Below are 20,659 nucleotides of genomic sequence, written 5' to 3' on the forward strand. Positions count from 1 at the left end.
TCCCGTTCCAGTCCGCTCGGGGTACCGGACGATGTACCGGACGATTTCTCGTCATGTTAACGCGATCGGTCCCGGAGGCGTCCGGTTGTCCACAGGTTGTGGGTGACCGCACGCCCTCCGCGCACGGCCGACGGAAAACCGCGTGACTGCCCGATCCCGCGCGCGGGATGATCCCGGGCATGAGCGACAGGGCGGATGAGGGCGGGCGACCGGGCGAGAAACCCGGCACGGAGCAGGGCACGGATCAGGGCCCGGAGCAGGGCGGGAAGGAACGACGGCTGCGGCGCCGGGCCGCGCTCCGGAGCGCCGAACGGGTCCTGGCCCGCCCGGGGTTCCTCGGGACGATCGGGGAGCGGCTGGCGCTGCTCGACGAGGCGCGGGAGTCGTACGACCTGGACGAGCCGTCGGACATCTACGGCGGCGGGATCGTCGAGACCCTGGAGGAGCGGGTCGCCGGACTGCTCGGCAAGGAGGCCGCCGCCTTCTTCCCGACCGGCACGATGGCCCAGCAGGTGGCCCTGCGCTGCTGGGCGGGCCGCACCGGCAACCCGGCCGTCGCCCTGCACGCGCTCGCCCACCCCGAGGTGCACGAACGGAACGCGTTCAGCACGCTCGGCGGACTGCGCCCGCTGCGGGTGACGAGCGAGCCCCGGATGCCGACGGCCGACGAGGTGCGCGACTTCGACGAGCCCTTCGGGACGCTGATGCTGGAACTTCCCCTCAGGGACGCCGGTTTCGTGCTGCCCACCTGGGATGAGCTGTCCGAGGTCGTGGCGGCGGCGCGGGAACGCGACGCGGTGGTGCACTTCGACGGGGCCCGCCTGTGGGAGTCCACCACCCACTTCGGCCGCCCCCTGGACGAGATCGCGGACCTCGCGGACAGCGTCTACGTGTCCCTCTACAAGTCCCTCGACGGCTACGGCGGTGCCGCACTGGCGGGCCCGCGGACCCTCGTCGAGGAGGCGAAGGCCTGGCGGCACCGCTACGGAGGCGCGGTCTTCCAGCAGTTCCCGACGGTCCTGTCCGCCCTCGTCGGCCTGGACCGCGAGCTGCCCCGCCTCCCGGAGTACGTGGCCCACGCGCGCGTGGTCGCCGCCGCGCTGCGCGAAGGCTTCGCGGCGGCCGGGGTGCCGTGGGCGCGCGTCCACCCGGAGGTGCCGCACACGAACGAGTTCCAGGTCTGGCTGCCGTACGACCCCGAGGTCGCCGCGGAGGCCGCGGTCCGGCACGGCGAGGAGACGAAGACCCTCCTGTTCTCCAACGATTGGAGCCGCGGCGGCCCGGGCCTCGCGTTCACCGAGGTGTTCGTCCGTGCCGCCGGCCTGGAGTGGACGGCGGACGAGGTGAAGGTGGCGGTGACGGAGTTCATGGAGCGGCTGTAGCCCGGCCGGGCAGCGACTTCCTGGAGGGCGTCCTCAGGTGACCGGCGGACGGGCCGGTGGAACAGGCGGTCAGCCGCCTCCGCCGGCCCGCACGAGCCCCGTCTCGTACGCGAGGACGACCACCTGCACCCGGTCCCGCAGCCCCAACTTGGTCAGGATGCGGCCCACATGGGTCTTCACCGTCGCTTCCGACAGCACCAGCCGGGCCGCGATCTCGCCGTTCGACAGGCCCTGGGCGACCAGGATCATGACCTCGCGTTCCCGGTCGGTGAGCCGCTCCAGCTCCTTGTACTCGGGCTGCTTGCCGGTGGCCGGCAGCATGGGCGCGAAGCGGTCGAGGAGCCGCCGGGTCGTCGAGGGGGCCACGACCGCGTCACCGCTGTGCACGGAGCGGATGGCGGTGAGGAGCTCGCCGGGCGGCACGTCCTTGAGCATGAAGCCGGAGGCGCCCGCCTTCAGCCCGGAGAAGGCGTACTCGTCGAGGTCGAAGGTGGTCAGGATCAGCACCTTGGGCGGGTCGTCGCCCTGGCAGATGCGCCGGGTGGTCTCCACCCCGTCGAGCTTCGGCATGCGTACGTCCATCAGCACCACGTCGACCTCGGTCTCCCGGAGCACCTGGAGCGCCTCGACGCCGTCGCCCGCCTCCGCCACGACGTCCATGTCCGGCTGGGCGTCGAGCACCATCCGGAACCCGGTGCGCAGCAGCACCTGGTCGTCGACGAGCATCACACGGATGTGCATGGCGGGGTCCTCCGGTCGGTACGTGTCGAACATCAATGCGTTGATCGAACGTGCACGTGTCAATGAGCGGGTTTGAGCGGCAGCAGGGCGCTGATGCGAAAGCCACCGCCCGGGCGCGGGCCCGCGTCCAGGGTGCCGCCCACCATGCCGACACGCTCGCGCATGCCGATCAGGCCGTGGCCCTGTCCGTCGGCTCCGCCTTCCTCGTAGTGCTCGTGCGGGGCGCCCTTGCCGTCGTCCTCGACGAGCAGGCCGAGACCGTCGTCGAAGTAGACCAGACGCACGCTCGCTCCGGTGTTCGGGCCGCCGTGCTTGCGGGTGTTGGTGAGCGCCTCCTGCACGATGCGGTACGCCGTCAGCTCCACGCCGCTGGGCAGCGGGCGCGGGGTGCCCTCGATCTTGTAGTCGACGGGCAGGCCCGAGGTACGGCACTGCTCGATCAGCTCGTCGAGCTGCTCGACGTCGGGCTGCGGAACGTACTCGCAGCCCTCCTGGTGCTCGCCGGTGCGCAGCACACCGAGCAGACGGCGCATCTCGGCGAGGGCCTGGCGGCCGGTGCCGGAGATGGTCTCCAGGGCCTTCTTCGCCTGTTCGGGGGCGGTGTCGAGGACGTAGGCGGCGCCGTCGGCCTGGACCACCATCACGGAGACGTTGTGCGCGACGACGTCGTGCAGCTCGCGGGCGATCCGGGCGCGCTCGGCGGCGACCGCGACCTTGGCCTGTGCCTCGCGCTCCCGCTCCAGGCGGGCAGCCCGCTCCTCCAACTGGGCGAAGTAGGCGCGGCGGGTGCGCAGCGAGTCGCCGAGCACCCAGGCGAGGGCGAAGGGCACCGCCAGGAAGACCATCAGGGCGAGATTGCCCGCGGTGCTCGACTCCTTCTCCGGCCAGCGCAACTGGGCGAGCGGGGACGCGACCAGACCGCCGATCAGCGCGAACCGTGAGGCCCAGGGGGGCCCGCTCACCGCCACCGTGTAGACGATCACGAACAGGGCGAAGTCGGCGGGCACCGGCTCGACGTCCAGGGCCAGCTGCGCCAGCCCGACCGCGGCGGCCAGCACGAGCATCCGCTCGGGCATACGCCGGCGCAGCGCGATCACCAGGCACAGCAGGACCGTCAGGACGGCGGTCACCGCCGGGGACACGGCACCCGGATTCTCGTTCTGGACGGCTCCACTCAGCATGGAGATCCCGAACAGGAAGACGGCCCAGAAGCCGTCCACCCATGCCGGGTGTCTGCGGAGGAAGTCATAGACGCGTTGCACGTAACCCAGCGTAGGGATGCGTTGTGTGTGCCGGGGTCAACCGGAGGGTCGATCCGCAACGGCCCGGCGTACTCCGCAAGGTGGAGAGCCTCTCCCCTGGGCGGCGGGGGTCCGGGCCCTAGCCTGACCCCGTGGCAGGAGAGACGGTGGGCGCGGCGGCGGGCCGGACAGCGGGCGAGTGGCGTGGCTGGCGTGCGGCGACACAGGAGGCGCTGTACGGCGAACAGGGGTTCTATCGCCGGCCCGAGGGGCCCGCCGGGCACTTCCGTACGTCCGTCCACGCGTCGCCGCTCTTCGCCGGTGCCGTGGCGCGGCTGCTGTGCCGGGTCGACGAGGCGCTGGGCCACCCCACGTCGCTGGGCTTCGTCGACATGGGCGCGGGCCGGGGCGAACTCGTCACCGGTGTCCTCGCGGCCCTGCCCCCGGAGGTGGCCGCCCGCGCGCGTGGGTACGCCGTCGAGCTGGCCGACCGCCCCGCGGACCTCGATCACCGCGTCGAGTGGCTGGCCGAGCCCCCCGGCGGCATCACCGGCCTGCTGTTCGCCAACGAGTGGCTGGACAACGTCCCCGTGGAGGTGGTGGAGGTGGACCCGGCGGGCGTACCGCGCCTGGTCCTCGTACGGCGGGACGGGAGCGAGCGGCTCGGGGAGCCGGTCGTCGGTGCGGACGCGGAGTGGCTGGCGCGGTGGTGGCCACTGCCCCCGGAGACGGGGCTGCGGGCCGAGACCGGGCTCCCCAGGGACACCGCCTGGGCCGCCGCCAGGGCCACTGTCGACCGGGGGCTGGCCGTCGCCGTCGACTACGCCCACACGGCCGGCGCCCGGCCGCCCTTCGGGACGCTCACCGGTTTCCGGGCCGGCCGCGGGACGGCACCCGTGCCGGACGGCTCGTGCGACCTGACCGCCCATGTGGCGCTGGACGCCTGCGCGGGCCCGGGAGGGCGGCTGCTGACCCAGCGGGAGGCCCTGCACGCCCTCGGGGTGGCCGGTGGCCGCCCTCCGCTGTCCCTGGCGTCCACGGACCCCGCAGCGTACGTACGGGCCCTGGGGGGCGCCGGAGAGGCCGCCGAGCTGACGGCGCCGGGCGGCCTCGGGGACTTCGGGTGGCTGGTGGAGCCCGCGGGGATCCCCGACCCGCTCTTGTGACCCACTTGTCCTACTTGCCCTACTTGTCGATGTCTCCGACCACGAAGAACAGCGACCCCAGGATCGCCACCATGTCCGCGACCAGCGTCCCGGGCAGCAGGACCGCCAGCGCCTGGATGTTGTTGTAGGAGGCCGAGCGCAGCTTCAGCCGGTACGGGGTCTTCTCGCCCTTGCTGACGAGGTAGTAGCCGTTGATGCCCAGGGGGTTCTCGGTCCACGCGTACGTGTGACCCTCGGGCGCCTTGAGGACCTTCGGCAGGCGCTGGTTGATCGGGCCGGGCGGCAGTTCGGCGAGGCGGTCGAGGCAGGCGTCGGCCAGGTCGAGCGCGTTGTGCGTCTGCTCCAGGAGGCACTCGAAGCGGGCGAGGCAGTCGCCCTCCTGCCGGGTGACGACCTTCAGGGTGTCCTGGAGCTCCCCGTAGGCCAGATACGGCTCGTCGCGGCGCAGGTCGAAGTCGACGCCCGAGGCGCGCGCGATCGGCCCGCTCACGCCGTACGCGTGCACGGCCTCCGGCGGCAGCACGCCCACGCCGCGCGTGCGCCCCCGGAAGATCTCGTTGCCGAGCACCAGGTCGTCGAACCGGTCCATGCGCGAGCGCACGGACGAGACGACGTCGCGCGCGCGCGTGGTCCAGCCCGCCGGGAGGTCCTCCTTGAGGCCTCCCACGCGGTTGAACATGTAGTGCATGCGCCCGCCGGAGAGCTCCTCCATGACGTGCTGGAGTTCCTCGCGCTCGGTGAAGGCGTAGAAGATCGGCGTGATCCCGCCCAGCTCCAGCGGGTACGAGCCCAGGAACATCAGGTGGTTGAGCACCCGGTTCAGCTCCGCGAGCAGCGTGCGCGTCCACACCGCGCGCGTGGGGACCTCCATGCCGAGCATCCGCTCCACGGCGAGGACCACGCCCAGCTCGTTGGAGAACGCGGACAGCCAGTCGTGCCGGTTCGCCAGCATGATGATCTGACGGTAGTCGCGCGCCTCGAAGAGCTTCTCCGCGCCGCGGTGCATATAGCCGATCACCGGCTCCGCGTGCTGGATCCGCTCACCGTCGAGCACCAGCCGCAGCCGCAGCACGCCGTGCGTGGACGGGTGCTGGGGCCCGATGTTGAGCACCATGTCGGTACTCTCCGCGGCACCGCCGATACCGACGACGGTCTCCGTGGGCTCGGTTCGCTCCGCCATGGGACTCATGGACACAGTCTGTCGTACGTACGCTTGCGCCATGGAGACGGGGAGCCCGGAAACCGCGGGCGAAACGCGAGGCGATGGGCACGACGCAGGGCACGGCGAAGAGCACGGCGAACCGGTGTGGACCGGGCTGCCGCGGGACCTGCTCAAGATGCGCCGGTTGCTGCTGGTGGTCTGGCTGGTGCCGCTGACGCTCGGTGCGGGGCTGCTGCCCGGCCTGCTCGCCGGGCCCGCCTGGGCTGCCTTCGCGCTGCTGCCGCTGGTCCTGCTGCTGTGGGGCTGGCGGATGCTGGGCCGCAACTGGGCCTCCTGGCGGTACGCGGAGCGCGCCGACGACCTGCTGATCAGCAGGGGTGTGCTGTGGCGCGAGGAGACGATCGTGCCGTACGGACGGATGCAGCTGGTCGAGGTGACGTCGGGCCCCGTCGCACGGCACTTCGGGCTGGCCAGCGTGCAGCTGCACACGGCCGCCGCCGCGACCGACGCGCTGATCCCGGGCCTCGAACCGGCGGAGGCCGAACGGCTGCGGGACCGGCTCACCGAGCTCGGCCAGGCCCGATCGGCGGGGCTGTGACGACCCCGGGCACCGAGACGGACGTACCCACGGAGGACGGCAAACAGCCGGTCGTCGAGCAGCGGCTGCATCCCGTCACACCGCTCAGGCGGGCGTGGGCGCCGGTCGCCGTGCTCATCGGGTGGGCCGTGCACGACCCCAACCAGGCGCAGCGGCAACTGACCCGGCTGACGACCACGACCCTGCTGCTCGGCCTCGCCGTGTGCCTCGTCGGGGGCGCCCTGTACGGCTTTCTAACCTGGTGGTTCACCCACTTCGCGGTGACCGACAACGAACTGCGCATACGTACCGGCCTGTTGTTCCGGCGCACCGCGCACATCCGGCTCGAACGCATCCAGGCCGTCGACATCACCCAGCCGTTGCTGGCCCGGGTCGCGGGCGTCGCCAAGCTCAAGCTCGACGTCGTGGGGACGGACAAGAAGGACGAGCTGGCGTACCTGGGCGAGGGGCACGCGCGTGCCCTGCGGGCCGAACTCCTCGCCCGCGCCGCCGGGTTCGCGCCCGAGACCGCGCACGAGGTGGGCGAGGCACCGTCCCGGCAGCTGCTGCACATCCCCGCGCGCGTGCTCGCCGTCTCCCTGGTGCTGACCGGGGCGACCTGGGGATCGCTGGCCGCCGCACTGGTCGTACCGCCGGTCCTCTGGTTCGCCACCCACAGCCTGTGGACAGTGCTCGCGACGGGCGTGCCGCTGCTCGGCGCGGCGGGCGCGAGCAGCGTGGGCCGGTTCATCAGCGAGTACGACTGGACGGTCGGCGAGTCCCCGGACGGGCTGCGCATCGACCACGGCCTCCTGGACCGCACGCACGAGACGGTGCCGCCGGGGCGCGTGCAGACCGTACGGATCGTGGAACCGCTGCTGTGGCGGCGGCGCGGGTGGGTCCGGGTGGAGCTGGACGTGGCGGGCTCGTCCAACTCGGTGCTGGTGCCGGTGGCTCCGCGTGAGATCGCGGAGGCGGTGATAGGCCAGGTGCTGCCCGGGGTGACGGTGCCCGCGTCGCTGTCGCGTCCGCCGCGCCGGGCGGGCTGGTGCCTGCCGTTCTGGTGGCGGGGCTACGGCATCGCCGTCACCGACAGCGTCTTCGTCTCCCGGCACGGACTGCTGCGCCGCAGCCTGGCCCTGGTCCCGCACGCCAAGGTCCAGAGCGTACGGCTGGAGCAGGGGCCCTGGGCGCGCTTCAAGGGCCTCGCGGACGTCCATGTGGACACGGGGGCCAACAAGACCGTCACAGCCGGTCTACGGGACGCCCAGGAGGCCGCGGAACTGCTCCGGGGGCAGGCCGAACGCTCCCGGACAGGACGGCGGGACGCGCGACCGGACCGGTGGATGGCATGACAGGCGTAACAGGCGCCGCGGGGGTACCCGGGAGGGCTTGAGCGGGGCCTGAGGGGTTCCCGGGCCCGGGACCTGAACGTCAGGAAGCCGCGCTCCGCAGCCCCTGCAGGTCGATCTGCTCGGTCTCGTCGTGCGCCGTCAGGTCGATCACCTGACCGTTGCCGACCCCGCGCGACTCCTCGTCCGCGGGCTTGAACTGCGCCTCGGACTCCGCCTTGTGCAGCGCGAGCGCCTCCTGCCCGACGACGTCGGCGAGGTCCTCGTTCTGCACGGCGTCCAGCGCGGCCGACGCCGTCTCCTTCTGTGTGCCGAAGAAGTCGAACCCGCCGGGGACGGCGAGCCTGCGCATGGGCGCGGTCGCCGGTACGACGGCAACCGCGGTCGGCACGGTGAAGTGCCCGAAACCGCGCATCGGCTTGGCGGGCTTCGCCTCGGTGGGGGTGGAGGCGGCGCGCGTATGCCCGCGGGCCGCCTCGGGCTTCCCCATGGCCTCGTCCTCCAGCACGGCCTCCGCCTTGGCGGCGGCGGGGCTGTCGGCGACCTCGGGGGCCTCCGGGACCTCGGCGGACATCTCCGCGGTGTCTGGGGCCGGTTCGGCCTTCGCCGGAACCTCGCCGTCGAACCTGGCCAGGGCCGCCCGCGCCCGCAGGAACAGCGAGGAACCCTCCGGGGAGAAGATCGCCGATGCCGCCGGGCTCTCCTCCGACTCCGTGTCGTCGGCGTCTTCAGTGTCATCCGGGGTCCGCGCACCGACCGTGCCCAGCGCCGCCGACACCCCGGCCGCCGCCGCGTCCAGCGCCGCCGCGTCGGAGTCGGCCTCGTCCGCCTTGTCCACCGCGTCCGCCGAATCCGTCGCCGCAGCCGACTTTACGTCGACGTCCGCCGTATCCGCAACCTCATCCGCGTCGACGTCGACTGCGACGTCCGTGTCCTGGGCCGAGGTCTCCAGCTCCAGCAGCCGCCTGCCCTCCAGCGCGCTGGCCCGCTCGGTCTCCGCAGTGGCGTACCGCCGCAGCAGCGCCGCGTGCTCGTTGCGAAGCTTCTGGAGCTCGGCCCGCTTCGCGCGCAGCTTCTGCTCCAGCTTGACCCGCAGTTCGCGGGACTCCTCCAGGTCGGTCTCCAGCTCGGCGGCACGCTCCTCGTGCCGCCAGTCGTCACCCGCACGCGCGCGCGTGAGGTCGGCGACCTGCTTGCCCGCCTCCCCGTCCCAGCGGCGCATGACGGCCGCGCCCACGACCGTGATCGCCGCGGCGAACGCGGCGATCACCCGCAGGACGCCGGTATCCGTGAACATCCATGGCCCCAGGGCGCAGACGAGCGAGACGCCCGCGATCGCCGCAGGAGGCAGCAGCCGGTGCAGAGGTGGTGAATGGCGGTGACGTCCACGTGGCATGGCCAGAAACTTACCGCGCGTAGGCGAATCTTGGTGCCCCGCCCGGTAAAAACACCGCAGCGCCAAACCCTGCGCGGGCCTTGGGGTGTCAGCGCTCCGTCAGCCGCCCGCTCAGCCACTCCAGCGAACCGGGGATCTCCCGCCGCCAGGTGTTGAAGTTGTGGCCGCCGCTCTCCAGGACGATCGTCGAGATCCTGGTCGGGGCCTTCGTCCTGACGATGTCCACGAACCTCATCGTCGCACCGTAGTTGGCTTCCCCGTGCTTGCTGGTGGTGACCAGCAGGGAGACGTCCGGCGGCGGCATGTGCTTGCCGTACCACTCCAGGTCCGCGTGGTGCTTCAGCCGCTTGTCGCCCTGGAAGAGGTCTCCCGTGGTGGCGTCGATCGGCGCCTTGTAGTACGGCGACAGACCCACCGCCGCCGTGTACACGCGCGGGTGGTGCATCGCGAGCTTCAGCGCGCAGTAGCCGCCCGTCGAGTCGCCGATGATGCCCCAACCGCCGGGCCTCGGCCCGACCCTGTAGTGGCCCGCGACGGCCGCAGGCAGGTCCCGGGCGAAGAACGTCTCCGTCTGCGGCCCGCCCGGCACGTCCACGCACTCGGTGTCCCGGGGCGGCGCCACGGTCGGCCGCAGCATGACCAGGATCATCGGCTGCGCCCGGCCGTCCCTCACCAACCCGTGCGCCGTGTCCGGGAAGTTGAGCTTGGTGACCAGGGCCTTGGCGGTCCCCGGATAGCCGGTCAGCACGACGACCACCGGGAAGGCGCGCTTCGCGTACCGCGGCTGGAAGTACTCCGGTGGCAGATAGACGTACGCCGGCGAGGTGATCCCCGTCTTCTTGCCGACGATGCCGATCTTCTGGATCTGGCCGCCGACCCTGGGCAGGTGTCCGCCCGGCACGCTCACCGGCTGGGTGGACAGCACCTGGAAGCCGCCGTGTACCCCGGTGCTCTGGTCGACGACCACTCCCTGGTCGGTCTCCTTGCCCAGGAGGTCGTCCCAGGAGGCGTAGAAACCGAAACTCTGGTTGACGGCGAGACCCACCGAGGCGAACACCGCGACCTGGGTGGCCAGCAGCAGCACCGTCCGGCCGCCGACGGCCCGCCAGTTGCGGCGCGCCAGCCGGGGCCAGAACACGATGGTGCCGATGAACAGCAGTGCGGCGGCCAGGATCGCCAGCGCCAGCACTGTCTTGCTCGTGAGACCCATGACTGCAGTCGCCCACTCTCTTCGCCGGCGACGCGCGCGCTTCCTTCACTGCGGCTTGCCCCGGACTTTGGATGTCCTTTGATACGGCTTTCCACAGGGGAGTGAACCTCTTCCCCTGAGACACCGTCCTAGAGGGCGCAATGTCGCCGGATGCCGGATTGGCTCCGGATTCCAGGTCTCTCGCAGAACTACGGGATGCGATGTCTGTCAGGATAGATGGGGAAATGTCGGTCGAGGTTCCGGGACGATCAAGCCGAGTACGGCGCATACTGCGCGGTCCGCGTCCCGAAGCCGTCCCCGCCGTCGTCGCCCGGGCCTGTGCGCTCGTGGGTCTGGTCGACATCGCCGCGGGAGTCTTCCCGCGCTTCAGGCACAGCCGGATGCACACGATCGCGGAGGTGCTGCCCGGCGCGCTCGGCCCGTTCGCCGCCGCGCTCTCGCTCAGCACCGGCGTCCTGCTGCTGCTCCTCGCGCACGGCCTCAGGCGCCGCAAGCGCCGCGCCTGGCGAGCCGCCGTGGCCCTGCTGCCGGCCGGCGCCGTGGCCCAGTTCGCCTACCGGCACTCGATCGTCGGGCTCGTCATCTCCGTACTCCTGCTGGTGGTGCTGCTGCGCCACCGCACCGAGTTCGAGGCGCTGCCCGACCCGCGCAGCCGCTGGCGCGCGCTCACCAACTTCGTACTGATGAGCGCCGGTTCACTCGCGCTCGGGCTGGTCATAGTGAGCGCGCACGGCGACCGCATGTACGGCGACCCGAGCCTCGCCGACCGCATCACCCACGTCCTGTACGGCCTGTTCGGCTTCGAGGGCCCCGTCGACTACGACGGGCCCACCTCCTGGACGGTCGGCTTCTCGCTCGGCGCCCTGGGCCTGCTGACCGCCCTCACGACGATCTACTTCGCGCTCCGGCCCGAACACCCGGCCGCGCACCTGACCCCGGAGGACGAGGACCGGCTGCGCGCCCTGCTCGACAAGCACGGCCGCCGCGACTCCCTGGGCCACTTCGCGCTGCGCCGCGACAAGGCGGTCGTCTTCTCCCCCAGCGGCAAGGCCGCCGTCACCTACCGCGTCGTCTCCGGCGTGATGCTCGCCAGCGGCGACCCCATCGGCGACGTCGAAGCCTGGCCCGGCGCCATCGAACGCTTCATGGACGAGGCCAAGGCCCACTCCTGGACCCCCGCCGTCATGGGCTGCTCCGAGACCGGCGGCGAGGTCTGGACCCGCGAGACCGGCCTCGACGCCCTCGAACTGGGCGACGAGGCGGTGGTGGACGTCGTGGATTTCTCCCTCTCCGGGCGCGCGATGCGCAACGTGCGCCAGATGGTCAAACGCATCGAACGCGCAGGCTACGAAACCCGGGTACGGCGCATCCGTGACCTCGGCGAGAACGAACTGGAGCGGATCAGGCTCGCCGCCGAGGCCTGGCGCGGCACCGACACCGAGCGCGGCTTCTCCATGGCCCTGGGCCGCATCGGCGACCCGGACGACGGCGACTGCCTGATCGCCACCGCCCACAAGGCCGACGAGACGCCCGGCCCGTACGGCGACCTGAAGGCGATCCTGCACTTCGTGCCCTGGGGCACCGACGGCGTCTCCCTGGACCTGATGCGGCGCGACCGGGCGGCCGACCCCGGCATGAACGAACTGCTCATCGTGGCCGCCCTGGAGGCCGCCCCCCGCCTCGGCGTCGCCCGTGTCTCGCTGAACTTCGCCATGTTCCGCTCGGCGCTGGCCCGCGGCGAGAAGATCGGCGCCGGCCCGGTCCTGCGCGCCTGGCGCGGCCTACTCGTCTTCCTCTCCCGCTGGTTCCAGATCGAGTCCCTGTACAAGTTCAACGCCAAGTTCCAGCCCCGCTGGGAGCCCCGCTTCGTCGTCTACCGCACCTCCAGCGACCTACCCCGTATCGGCCTCGCCGCCATGCAGGCGGAGGGCTTCGTCACCCTGGCCCTCCCCCGCATCCTCCGCCGCCGCACCTCGGCTCCCCGCCCGTGCGCCCACGGGACGACGGCGGAGAGAAGCAGGGTGCGTGCGGTGTGACGCGGTGACGTGGACGGGTCCACGAATTGCTTTTCGACCGAGCCGCGAATGTTCTCCCGCCGAGCCGAGAATCCTCCCCGCCCGAGCCGACGATGTTTTTCAACCGAGCCGACTGACGGACCGAGACGGGCGGGGGGTGGGAAACAAAGGCCCGAGCCACAACGCACCCGCACTGACAGAACCCGCCCAACCGCCGGGGGCCTACGCTGAACGCATGAACAACCACAGCGGACGCGGCCGCGTCAGCGGCCTCCCGGCCTGGGACCGCTGCGCGGTCATGGGCGTCGTGAACGTGACCCCGGACTCCTTCTCCGACGGGGGCCGCTGGTTCGACACGACCAAAGCCGTCAAGCACGGCCTCGACCTGGTCACCGAGGGCGCCGACCTGGTGGACGTCGGCGGCGAGTCCACCCGCCCCGGCGCCACCCGCGTCGACGAGGCCGAGGAACTCAAGCGCGTCGTCCCCGTGGTCGGCCTCCTCGCCGCCGAGGGCGTCACCGTCTCCGTCGACACCATGCGCGCCTCGGTCGCCGAACAGGCGCTCGCGGCGGGCGCCGTACTCGTCAACGACGTCAGCGGCGGCCTCGCGGACCCCGCGATGATCCCGGTCGTCGCGAACGCGGGCGCCCCCTTCGTGGTCATGCACTGGCGCGGCTTCATGGAGGGCGGCAACGTCAAGGGCGTGTACGCGGACGTCGTCTCCGAGGTCCTCGACGAACTCCACGCGCGCGTGGACGCCGTACTGGCCGGCGGTGTCGCCCCCGACCGGATCGTCGTCGACCCGGGCCTCGGCTTCTCCAAGGATGCCGATCACGACCTGGCCCTCCTGGCCCACCTGGACCGCCTCCACGGCCTGGGTCACCCCCTCCTCGTCGCCGCGTCGCGGAAGCGGTTCCTGGGCCGCGTACTGGCCGGCCCCGAGGGCGCCCCGCCGCCCGCGCGGGAGCGCGACGCCGCCACCGCCGCCGTCTCCGCGCTCGCCGCCCACCAGGGCGCCTGGGCGGTCCGCGTGCACGAGGTCCGCGCCACCGCCGACGCCGTACGGGTCGCCCGCGCGGTAGAGGAAGCCCGCGGCGCGGAAGCGGTCCGCAGCACCGAGGGAGCCCGGTGAGCGCGCCCCACACCGACGTCGAGCAGGTCGAACTCGCCAACACCGCCTTCTACGAGGCGCTGGAACAGGGCGACTTCGACGAGTTGTCCGCGCTCTGGCTCACCCCCGCCGACCTGGGCGTCGACGAGGAGTACCACGACCCGGCGGAGACCGGCGTGGTCTCCTGCGTGCACCCGGGCTGGCCGGTACTGACCGGACGCGGCGAGGTGCTCCGCTCGTACGCGCTGATCATGGCGAACACCGAGTACATCCAGTTCTTCCTCACCGACGTGCATGTCTCCGTCACCGGCGACACCGCCCTGGTGAGCTGCACAGAGAACATCCTCAGCGGCGGCCCTGCCCCCGAGGACAGCGACGAGCTGGGGCCGTTGGTCGGCCAGCTGGTCGTCGCCACCAACGTGTTCCGCCGTACCCCCGTCGGCTGGAAGATCTGGGCGCACCACGCCTCCCCGGTCCTCGCCGAGAGTGACGAGAACGACGAGAACGACGGCGAGGCCGACGACACACCCTCCTGACATCGTCCTCGTGGGCCGAACGCGGCTGACCGCAGCCGAACGCCGCCGAACGCAGTCGAACGTGGTTGGAATCACGAACACGGGGTAAGTGCGGCTACCAACCCGTGAGCAGCCGTGTTCCCGCGGGGAAACGCTCGATGAACCCTCCCGGTCATCACCTGGACCGGCCCCTCGCGGGGCGGGCACTGTCAGTGCCCGCGGGTAGATTCGGAAGTGGCTGCCCGGGTCGACCGCACCCGGTCCGAAGCGGCCGTCAACGACGATTGCAGGAGTGATTCGCGTGGATCGTGTCGCGCTGCGCGGCCTGAGGGCCCGGGGGCACCACGGTGTGTTCCCGCAGGAGCGGGAGGAGGGCCAGACCTTCGTCGTGGACCTCTCCCTCGGCCTGGACACCCGCCCGGCCGCGGCCGACGACGACCTGGCGAAAACGGTGCACTACGGCATCGTGGCGGAGGAGGTCGTGGCCGTCGTCGAGGGCGAGCCCGTCGACCTCATAGAGACGCTCGCCGAGCGCATCGCGCAGGTCTGTCTGAAGCACCAGGGGGTCCAGGAGGTCGAGGTGTGCGTCCACAAACCGGGCGCGCCGATCACCGTCCCCTTCGACGACGTGACCATCACCATCACCCGGAGCCGAGCATGACCACCTCGTTCACCGAGAGTCACAGCGACCCGACCGTCCAGCCGGTGCCCGCCTCCGTGGTGCGGCAGGTGGACGCCGCCGACACCACGCTGCACAACCCGAAACGCGCCGTCATCTCCCTCGGCTCGAACCTGGGCAACCGCCTGGAGACCCTCCAGGGGGCCATCGACGCACTTGAGGACACCCCGGGCGTCCGCGTCAAGGCGGTCTCCCCCGTCTACGAGACGGAGCCGTGGGGCGTCCCGGCGGGCAGCCAGCCCTCGTACTTCAACGCGGTGGTCGTCCTGAAGACGACACTGCCGCCGTCCTCGCTCCTGGAGCGCGCCCACGCGGTCGAGGACGCCTTCCACCGCGTCCGCGATGAGCGCTGGGGCGCGCGCACGATCGACGTCGACATCGTCGCGTACGCCGACGAGGTCTCCGACGACCCGGTCCTCACCCTCCCCCACCCGCGCGCCCACGAGCGGGCCTTCGTCCTCGCTCCCTGGCACGACGTGGACCCCGGGGCCCAGCTGCCCGGCCGCGGCCCGGTTGCCACGCTCCTGGAGACCGTCGCCCTGGAAGGTGTCGCGCCTCGCGCCGACCTGGAACTCCAGCTGCCGGAATAGCCGTTAAGGTCATGACGACCGCAGGTCGGCGGTCCGGTCCGGGGAGCTGAAGGGGCACCGTGAGAGAGCTGCGCGTCAAGATGCTGGCCGGCGTGTTCGTCGTCGCCGGAGTGCTCTCCTGGGCGGGCGCCCGGCTGTGGAACACGGTGGGGACGCTTCCCAGCGTCCCGCTGGCCGCCCCCGTCGTCCTCGCCCTGATCGCCGTGGTCCTGCTGGCCACGGCCCTCTCCCTGCGCTCCCGTCTCAAGGCCCAGCGCGACCGGCGCCCCGGCGCCAAGGGCGTCGACCCCCTGATGGCCGCCCGCGCGGTCGTCTTCGGCCAGGCCAGCGCCCTGGTGGCCGCGCTGGTCGCCGGGATGTACGGCGGCACGGGCGCCTTCCTCCTGGAGTCCCTGGACATCCCGGCCCGCCGCGACCAGGCCATCTACGCCGGTTTCTCGGTCCTGGCCGGGATCGCCGTCATCGCGGCGGCCTTCTTCCTGGAGCGCGTCTGCAAGCTCCCGGAGGACGACGACAACAACGCGAGCACGGCCCCGGCCGCGTAAGCAGGCCTGGCGAGGGACGCCCCAAAAGGGGCACGAGGCTCTGCTTGATTTGCGGCTACCGCCGCGCGAGCGCGACCAGGCACGACGAGCCCGCAGTCGATCCACCGGCCTGCCCGCGGAGCACTCAGCGGGCCATGATCAGGCTCATCGCCTCGTTCCGGGTGGCCGGATCCCGCAGCTGACCGCGCACCGCCGACGTGATGGTCTTCGCACCCGGCTTCCGGACACCCCGCATCGACATGCACATGTGCTCGCACTCCACGACGACGATCACCCCGCGCGGCTCCAGGATCTTCATCAGGGAGTCGGCGACCTGCGTGGTGAGTCGTTCCTGCACCTGCGGCCGACGAGCGTAGACGTCCACGAGCCGGGCCAGCTTCGACAGCCCGGTGATCTTGCCGTCGGCGGAGGGGATGTAGCCGACGTGGGCGACCCCGACGAACGGCACCAGATGATGCTCACAGTTGCTCAGGACCTCGATGTCCTTCACCAGCACCATCTCGTCGTGCCCCAGGTCGAACGTCGTCGTCAGCACGTCCTCGGGCCGCTGCCACAACCCCGCGAATATCTCCCGGTACGCCCGCGCCACCCGCCCCGGCGTCTCCTTCAGCCCCTCGCGGTCCGGGTCCTCGCCGACTGCGATCAGGAGTTCGCGTACGGCGTTCTCCGCCCGCTTCTCGTCGAACACTCCGATCGTGCCCTCGCCGTCCAGCGTCACGGGGTCGGTCATCTGGTGCCTCGTTCCTGTCCCTGTCACGCGTATGGACCACGCGTCGCACGTGCGGACATAACCGGAATGCCGCGCCCCCAGGCTAGATCCTGGGGGGCGCGGCATCCATTCCGGGCCCACTGAACGGGAGGGGCGGGAGAGCCGGGATCAGCTCTCGGTGCTGTCCTCCGGCGCCGACTCCGTCGCGGGGACGGATTCGGTGGCTCCGGCCTTGGCGGTGATCGCCGGCGCCGAGCCGTTGGTCCCGTTCGTCAGCGACAGCTCCTTGGGGGAGAGCACCGGCGGGCGGGTGGACGGCGTACGGCGGGAGGATCCGGTCCACGCGGGGCGGGCCGGGCGCTTGATGATGGGAGTGAAGACCTCGGCGATCTGCTCCTTGCTCAGCGTCTCCTTCTCCAGCAGCTCGAGCACGAGGGCGTCGAGGACGTCGCGGTTCTCGACCAGGATCTCCCAGGCCTCGTTGTGCGCGTTCTCGATGAGCTTCTTGACCTCTTCGTCGACGAGCGCGGCGACCTCTTCCGAGTAGTCGCGCGGGTGCGACATCTCCCGGCCCAGGAAGGGCTCGGTGTTGTCGCCGCCGAACTTGATCGCGCCGAGGCGCTCGGTCATGCCGTACTGCGTGACCATCGCGCGGGCCGTTGCCGTGGCCTTCTCGATGTCGTTCGCAGCGCCCGTCGTCGGGTCGTGGAAGACCAGTTCCTCCGCCGCCCGGCCGCCCAGCATGTAGGCCAGCTGGTCGAGCATCTCGTTGCGGGTGGTGGAGTACTTGTCCTCGTCCGGGAGCACCATCGTGTAACCGAGGGCCCGGCCGCGCGACAAGATCGTGATCTTGTGGACCGGGTCGGAGTTCGGGGAAGCCGCCGCGACCAGGGCGTGGCCGCCCTCGTGGTACGCGGTGATCTTCTTTTCCTTCTCCGACATGATCCGGGTCCGCTTCTGCGGGCCCGCCACGACGCGGTCGATGGCCTCGTCGAGCGACTCGTTGTCGACCAGCTTCTTGTCGGTGCGGGCGGTGAGCAGCGCTGCCTCGTTGAGGACGTTGCTCAGGTCCGCGCCGGTGAAGCCCGGCGTGCGACGGGCGACCGCCGACAGATCGACGTCCGGAGCGACCGGCTTGCCCTTCTGGTGAACCTTGAGGATCGCCAGACGGCCCAGCATGTCCGGACGGTCGACCGCGATCTGGCGGTCGAAACGGCCGGGACGCAGCAGCGCCGGGTCGAGGATGTCGGGACGGTTCGTGGCGGCGATGAGAATCACGCCGCCCTTGACGTCGAAGCCGTCCATCTCGACGAGCAGCTGGTTGAGCGTCTGCTCGCGCTCGTCGTGACCGCCGCCGAGGCCGGCGCCGCGATGGCGGCCGACCGCGTCGATCTCGTCGACGAAGACGATCGCCGGGGCGTTCGCCTTGGCCTGCTCGAAGAGGTCACGGACCCGGGAGGCACCGACACCGACGAACATCTCGACGAAGTCGGAACCCGAGATCGAGTAGAACGGAACGCCCGCCTCGCCCGCGACAGCACGTGCGAGCAGCGTCTTGCCCGTACCGGGAGGCCCGTAGAGGAGCACGCCCTTGGGGATCTTGGCGCCGACGGCCTGGAACTTGGCCGGCTCCTGCAGGAATTCCTTGATCTCGTGGAGTTCCTCGACCGCCTCGTCCGCGCCCGCCACGTCGGCGAACGTCGTCTTCGGGGTGTCCTTGGTGATGAGCTTGGCCTTGGACTTCCCGAACTGCATGACCCGGGAGCCGCCGCCCTGCATCTGATTCATCAGGAACAGGAACACGACGACGATGAGGACGAAGGGGAGCAGCGACAGCAGAATGCCGACGAAAGCGTTCTGCTTGGTCGGAGAGACCGTGTAGCCGTCCGGAATCTGCTTGTTCTGGTATTTGTCCTGGAGAGTGTTCGCCAGGTTGACGCCCTGATCGCCGATGTAGCTCGCCTGGATCTTCGAGCTGCCTTCGACTTTCTGACCGTCCTTGAGCTGGACCTTGATGACCTGCTCGTCACCGGTGGTGATCTTGGCCTGCTCGACCTTGTTGTCGTTGATCGCCTGGACGACCTGGCCTGTGTCCACCGTCTTGTAGCCGCCGGACGAGCCGACGACCTGCATCAACACGACCACGGCAAGGACGGCCAGCACGATCCACATGACCGGCCCACGGAAGTATCGCTTCACGTCCATCCATACGGAGCGGTGCCGCCCCGTCCCTCCTGCCATAGTGAGTTTGACAAAGACTGTTCTAAGAACTGCTCTTCGGACGGTACCCCAGCATTGTCACCCGAAGGCGCACGGGCTGGCTGGCAATACCGTCCACGCCTGCTCCAACGGTGGGAAGCCCGTTCGGGTTCCCGCACGTCCCACAGGACTCGCCCTTTGGCTCAGCGGCCTCGGGACTCAGCCGCCGTAGACGTGGGGCGCGAGCGTACCGACGAACGGAAGGTTGCGGTACTTCTCCGCGTAGTCGAGGCCGTAGCCGATCACGAACTCGTTGGGGATGTCGAAGCCGACCCACTCCACGTCGATGGCGACCTTCGCGGCCTCCGGCTTGCGCAGCAGGGTGCAGATCTTCAGCGACTCGGGCTCGCGGGAGCCGAGGTTGGAGATCAGCCAGGACAGGGTCAGCCCGGAGTCGATGATGTCCTCGACGATGAGGACGTGCTTGCCCTTGATGTCGGTGTCGAGGTCCTTGAGGATCCGCACCACACCCGAGGACTGGGTGCCCGCGCCGTACGACGACACGGCCATCCAGTCCATGGTGAGGGGGGTGGACAGCGCCCGGGCCAGGTCGGCCATGACCATCACCGCGCCCTTGAGGACACCGACGATCAGCAGGTCCTTGCCCGCGTACTCCGCGTCGATCTTCGCGGCCAGTTCGACCAGCTTCGCGTCGATCTCTTCCTTGGTGATGAGTACCGACTTGAGGTCGGCACCCATGTCTTTCGCGTCCACCCGCATCACTTTCGGTCGCCCGTCGCCATTCGCCCGGCTCGCCGACCCCTGGCCCGCCCCGAAGGGGGGTGAGATTCAGCCTTGCCGAATCACCAGTCTGCCACCCTGCCGCTGGGCGACGACCCGGCCGGGGAGATTGATGGCTCCCTGACCTCGCCAGCCGGTGATCAGCCGGTCGACTTCCTCGATGTGGCGGGCGAACAGCGAGCCGGCCGGAGCGCCCGCCTCGATGGCGGCACTGCGCAGGATGCGGCGGCGTACGGCGGGCGGCAGGGCGTACAGCTTGGCGCACTCCAGGAGGCCCGCCGTGTCCCGTACGGAGGCCTCGGCCTGGCGGGCCCAGGTGTCGAGGGCGTCGGCGTCGTCGCGGGAGAGCTGGGCCGTGCGGGCGAGGGCCTCGACGACGCCCTTGCCGAGGGCCTTCTCCAGGGCGGGCAGTCCCTCGTGGCGCAGCCGGGACCGGGTGTAGGCCGGGTCGGCGTTGTGCGGGTCGTCCCAGACCGGGAGGGACTGGACCATGCACGCCTTGCGGGCGGTCTGCCGGTCGAGCTGGAGGAAGGGCCTGCGGTATCGGTCGGGAGCCCCGGGCCGCCCGGAGACGGCCGCCATCCCGGACAGTGAGCGGATGCCGGAGCCACGGGCGAGGCCCAGCAGTACGGTCTCGGCCTGGTCGTCGCGGGTGTGACCGAGGAGGACCGCTGTGGCGCCGTGGCGCTCGGCGGCGGCGTCCAGGGCGCCGTACCGGGCGTCACGCGCGGCGGCCTCGGGGCCGCCCTCACGGCCGACGGCCACGGTGATCGACTCGACCGGGGCGAGGCCGAGTTCGGTCAGGCGCAGGACGACCTCGTCGGCGCGGAGGTCGGAGCCGGGCTGCAGGCCGTGGTCGACGGTGACGCCACCGGCGCGCAGACCGAGTTTGGGCGCTTCGAACGCGAGAGCGGAGGCGAGCGCCATGGAGTCGGCGCCGCCGGAGCACGCCACGAGGACGAGCGGGGCGGACTCGCCGGGGGTGGTGGGGCCGGGGAGGAGGCTGTTGGGCGGGTTGTTCGCAGTCAGGACGTCGTGGAGAGCGCGGCGAACCGCCAGGCGTATCGCCGCGACCGCAGGATGGGGACCCATGTCCGGTTCCCTTCATGAAGTTTTCGGGGGGTGAGCCGACTTCGGTCACTCAGAGTGTGTAGATGGTGACAGAAACAGGGCGTTCCCCGAGCATTGCACGCCTACCCATGCCCCACGGTCCCTCGGACGGGTGATTGAAGGGGCGTTCACCTGCCGTCGGCCGGATTCGTTCACCA

19 protein-coding genes are annotated in these 20,659 nt (G+C 71.0%); 10 read left to right on the plus strand and 9 right to left on the minus strand.

What is annotated here, in order from left to right; genetic code table 11:
- Positions 1-179: 179 nt before the first annotated feature.
- On the plus strand, positions 180-1,382 hold the full coding sequence (locus G3I56_RS23650; RefSeq protein ID WP_164412155.1) for a beta-eliminating lyase-related protein: 1,203 nt from the start codon (positions 180-182) through the stop codon (positions 1,380-1,382).
- A 69-nt stretch (positions 1,383-1,451) separates the two neighbouring features.
- Here G3I56_RS23650 and G3I56_RS23655 read toward each other — a convergent pair whose 3' ends face one another.
- Together G3I56_RS23655 and G3I56_RS23660 are read right to left on the minus strand one after the other, a co-directional pair.
- A complete protein-coding gene (locus tag G3I56_RS23655; RefSeq protein ID WP_164412156.1) occupies positions 1,452-2,123 on the minus strand; it encodes a response regulator transcription factor in 672 nt (223 codons plus the stop codon).
- 59 nt (positions 2,124-2,182) lie between these two features.
- Entirely contained in the window at positions 2,183-3,385 is a 1,203-nt protein-coding gene (locus tag G3I56_RS23660) for a sensor histidine kinase (RefSeq protein WP_164412158.1), read from the minus strand.
- A 131-nt stretch (positions 3,386-3,516) separates the two neighbouring features.
- Here G3I56_RS23660 and G3I56_RS23665 point away from each other — a divergent pair, with 131 nt between their 5' ends.
- On the plus strand, positions 3,517-4,530 hold the full coding sequence (locus G3I56_RS23665) for an SAM-dependent methyltransferase (RefSeq protein WP_164412160.1): 1,014 nt from the start codon (positions 3,517-3,519) through the stop codon (positions 4,528-4,530).
- A 19-nt stretch (positions 4,531-4,549) separates the two neighbouring features.
- Here the strand turns inward: G3I56_RS23665 and G3I56_RS23670 are convergent, their stop codons facing one another.
- Positions 4,550-5,710 (minus strand): NADH-quinone oxidoreductase subunit D, encoded by a 1,161-nt coding sequence (locus tag G3I56_RS23670; RefSeq protein WP_164412162.1) that lies wholly within the window; start codon positions 5,708-5,710, stop codon positions 4,550-4,552.
- A gap of 40 nt (positions 5,711-5,750) precedes the next feature.
- Here G3I56_RS23670 and G3I56_RS44040 point away from each other — a divergent pair, with 40 nt between their 5' ends.
- A complete protein-coding gene (locus G3I56_RS44040; protein WP_239135059.1) occupies positions 5,751-6,290 on the plus strand; it encodes a PH domain-containing protein in 540 nt (179 codons plus the stop codon).
- Positions 6,287-7,624 carry a PH domain-containing protein gene (locus G3I56_RS23680; RefSeq protein WP_164412166.1) on the plus strand — a complete coding sequence of 446 codons (1,338 nt, stop codon included), beginning with the start codon at positions 6,287-6,289 and terminating at the stop codon, positions 7,622-7,624. Before G3I56_RS44040 ends, G3I56_RS23680 begins: the two co-directional genes overlap by 4 nt.
- A gap of 79 nt (positions 7,625-7,703) precedes the next feature.
- On the opposite strand, the gene G3I56_RS23685 is transcribed toward G3I56_RS23680, so the two are convergent.
- Together G3I56_RS23685 and G3I56_RS23690 are read right to left on the minus strand one after the other, a co-directional pair.
- Entirely contained in the window at positions 7,704-9,017 is a 1,314-nt protein-coding gene (locus G3I56_RS23685) for a hypothetical protein (protein WP_164412168.1), read from the minus strand.
- Positions 9,018-9,105: 88 nt separating this feature from the next.
- Positions 9,106-10,227 (minus strand): alpha/beta hydrolase-fold protein, encoded by a 1,122-nt coding sequence (locus tag G3I56_RS23690; RefSeq protein ID WP_164412170.1) that lies wholly within the window; start codon positions 10,225-10,227, stop codon positions 9,106-9,108.
- A 224-nt stretch (positions 10,228-10,451) separates the two neighbouring features.
- On the opposite strand from G3I56_RS23690, the gene G3I56_RS23695 reads away from it, so the two are divergent.
- The 6 genes from G3I56_RS23695 to G3I56_RS23720 all read left to right on the plus strand — a co-directional run bounded on the left by G3I56_RS23695 (position 10,452) and on the right by G3I56_RS23720 (position 15,682).
- Positions 10,452-12,263, plus strand: coding sequence for a phosphatidylglycerol lysyltransferase domain-containing protein (locus G3I56_RS23695; protein ID WP_164412172.1), 1,812 nt, complete (start codon positions 10,452-10,454; stop codon positions 12,261-12,263).
- Between the two features lie 214 nt (positions 12,264-12,477).
- Entirely contained in the window at positions 12,478-13,374 is an 897-nt protein-coding gene (gene folP / locus G3I56_RS23700; protein WP_164412174.1) for a dihydropteroate synthase, read from the plus strand.
- The gene (locus G3I56_RS23705; protein ID WP_164412176.1) at positions 13,371-13,889 is read left to right on the plus strand and encodes a nuclear transport factor 2 family protein; all 519 of its coding nucleotides are present in this window, start codon (positions 13,371-13,373) and stop codon (positions 13,887-13,889) included. Before folP ends, G3I56_RS23705 begins: the two co-directional genes overlap by 4 nt.
- 280 nt (positions 13,890-14,169) lie before the next feature.
- Positions 14,170-14,529: a dihydroneopterin aldolase gene (folB, locus tag G3I56_RS23710; protein WP_164321915.1), complete on the plus strand. Its 360-nt coding sequence runs from the start codon at positions 14,170-14,172 to the stop codon at positions 14,527-14,529.
- Positions 14,526-15,137, plus strand: a complete 612-nt coding sequence (folK, locus tag G3I56_RS23715; RefSeq protein WP_164412178.1) for a 2-amino-4-hydroxy-6-hydroxymethyldihydropteridine diphosphokinase — start codon at positions 14,526-14,528, stop codon at positions 15,135-15,137. Before folB ends, folK begins: the two co-directional genes overlap by 4 nt.
- 59 nt (positions 15,138-15,196) lie before the next feature.
- Entirely contained in the window at positions 15,197-15,682 is a 486-nt protein-coding gene (locus G3I56_RS23720; protein ID WP_164412180.1) for a DUF3180 domain-containing protein, read from the plus strand.
- 124 nt (positions 15,683-15,806) lie between these two features.
- Here G3I56_RS23720 and folE read toward each other — a convergent pair whose 3' ends face one another.
- The 4 genes from folE to tilS all read right to left on the minus strand — a co-directional run bounded on the left by folE (position 15,807) and on the right by tilS (position 20,483).
- Positions 15,807-16,412, minus strand: coding sequence for a GTP cyclohydrolase I FolE (gene folE / locus G3I56_RS23725; protein WP_164412182.1), 606 nt, complete (start codon positions 16,410-16,412; stop codon positions 15,807-15,809).
- Positions 16,413-16,559: 147 nt separating this feature from the next.
- Positions 16,560-18,596 carry an ATP-dependent zinc metalloprotease FtsH gene (gene ftsH, locus G3I56_RS23730; RefSeq protein ID WP_164412184.1) on the minus strand — a complete coding sequence of 679 codons (2,037 nt, stop codon included), beginning with the start codon at positions 18,594-18,596 and terminating at the stop codon, positions 16,560-16,562.
- A gap of 213 nt (positions 18,597-18,809) precedes the next feature.
- Complete coding sequence (gene hpt, locus G3I56_RS23735) at positions 18,810-19,370, minus strand: hypoxanthine phosphoribosyltransferase (RefSeq protein WP_044471976.1); 561 nt, start codon at positions 19,368-19,370, stop codon at positions 18,810-18,812.
- Between the two features lie 69 nt (positions 19,371-19,439).
- Positions 19,440-20,483: a tRNA lysidine(34) synthetase TilS gene (gene tilS / locus G3I56_RS23740; RefSeq protein WP_164412186.1), complete on the minus strand. Its 1,044-nt coding sequence runs from the start codon at positions 20,481-20,483 to the stop codon at positions 19,440-19,442.
- Between the last annotated feature and the right edge of the window lie 176 nt (positions 20,484-20,659).

The organism is Streptomyces sp. SID12488, assembly GCF_010548275.1.
Taxonomy (GTDB): Bacteria; Actinomycetota; Actinomycetes; order Streptomycetales; family Streptomycetaceae; genus Streptomyces.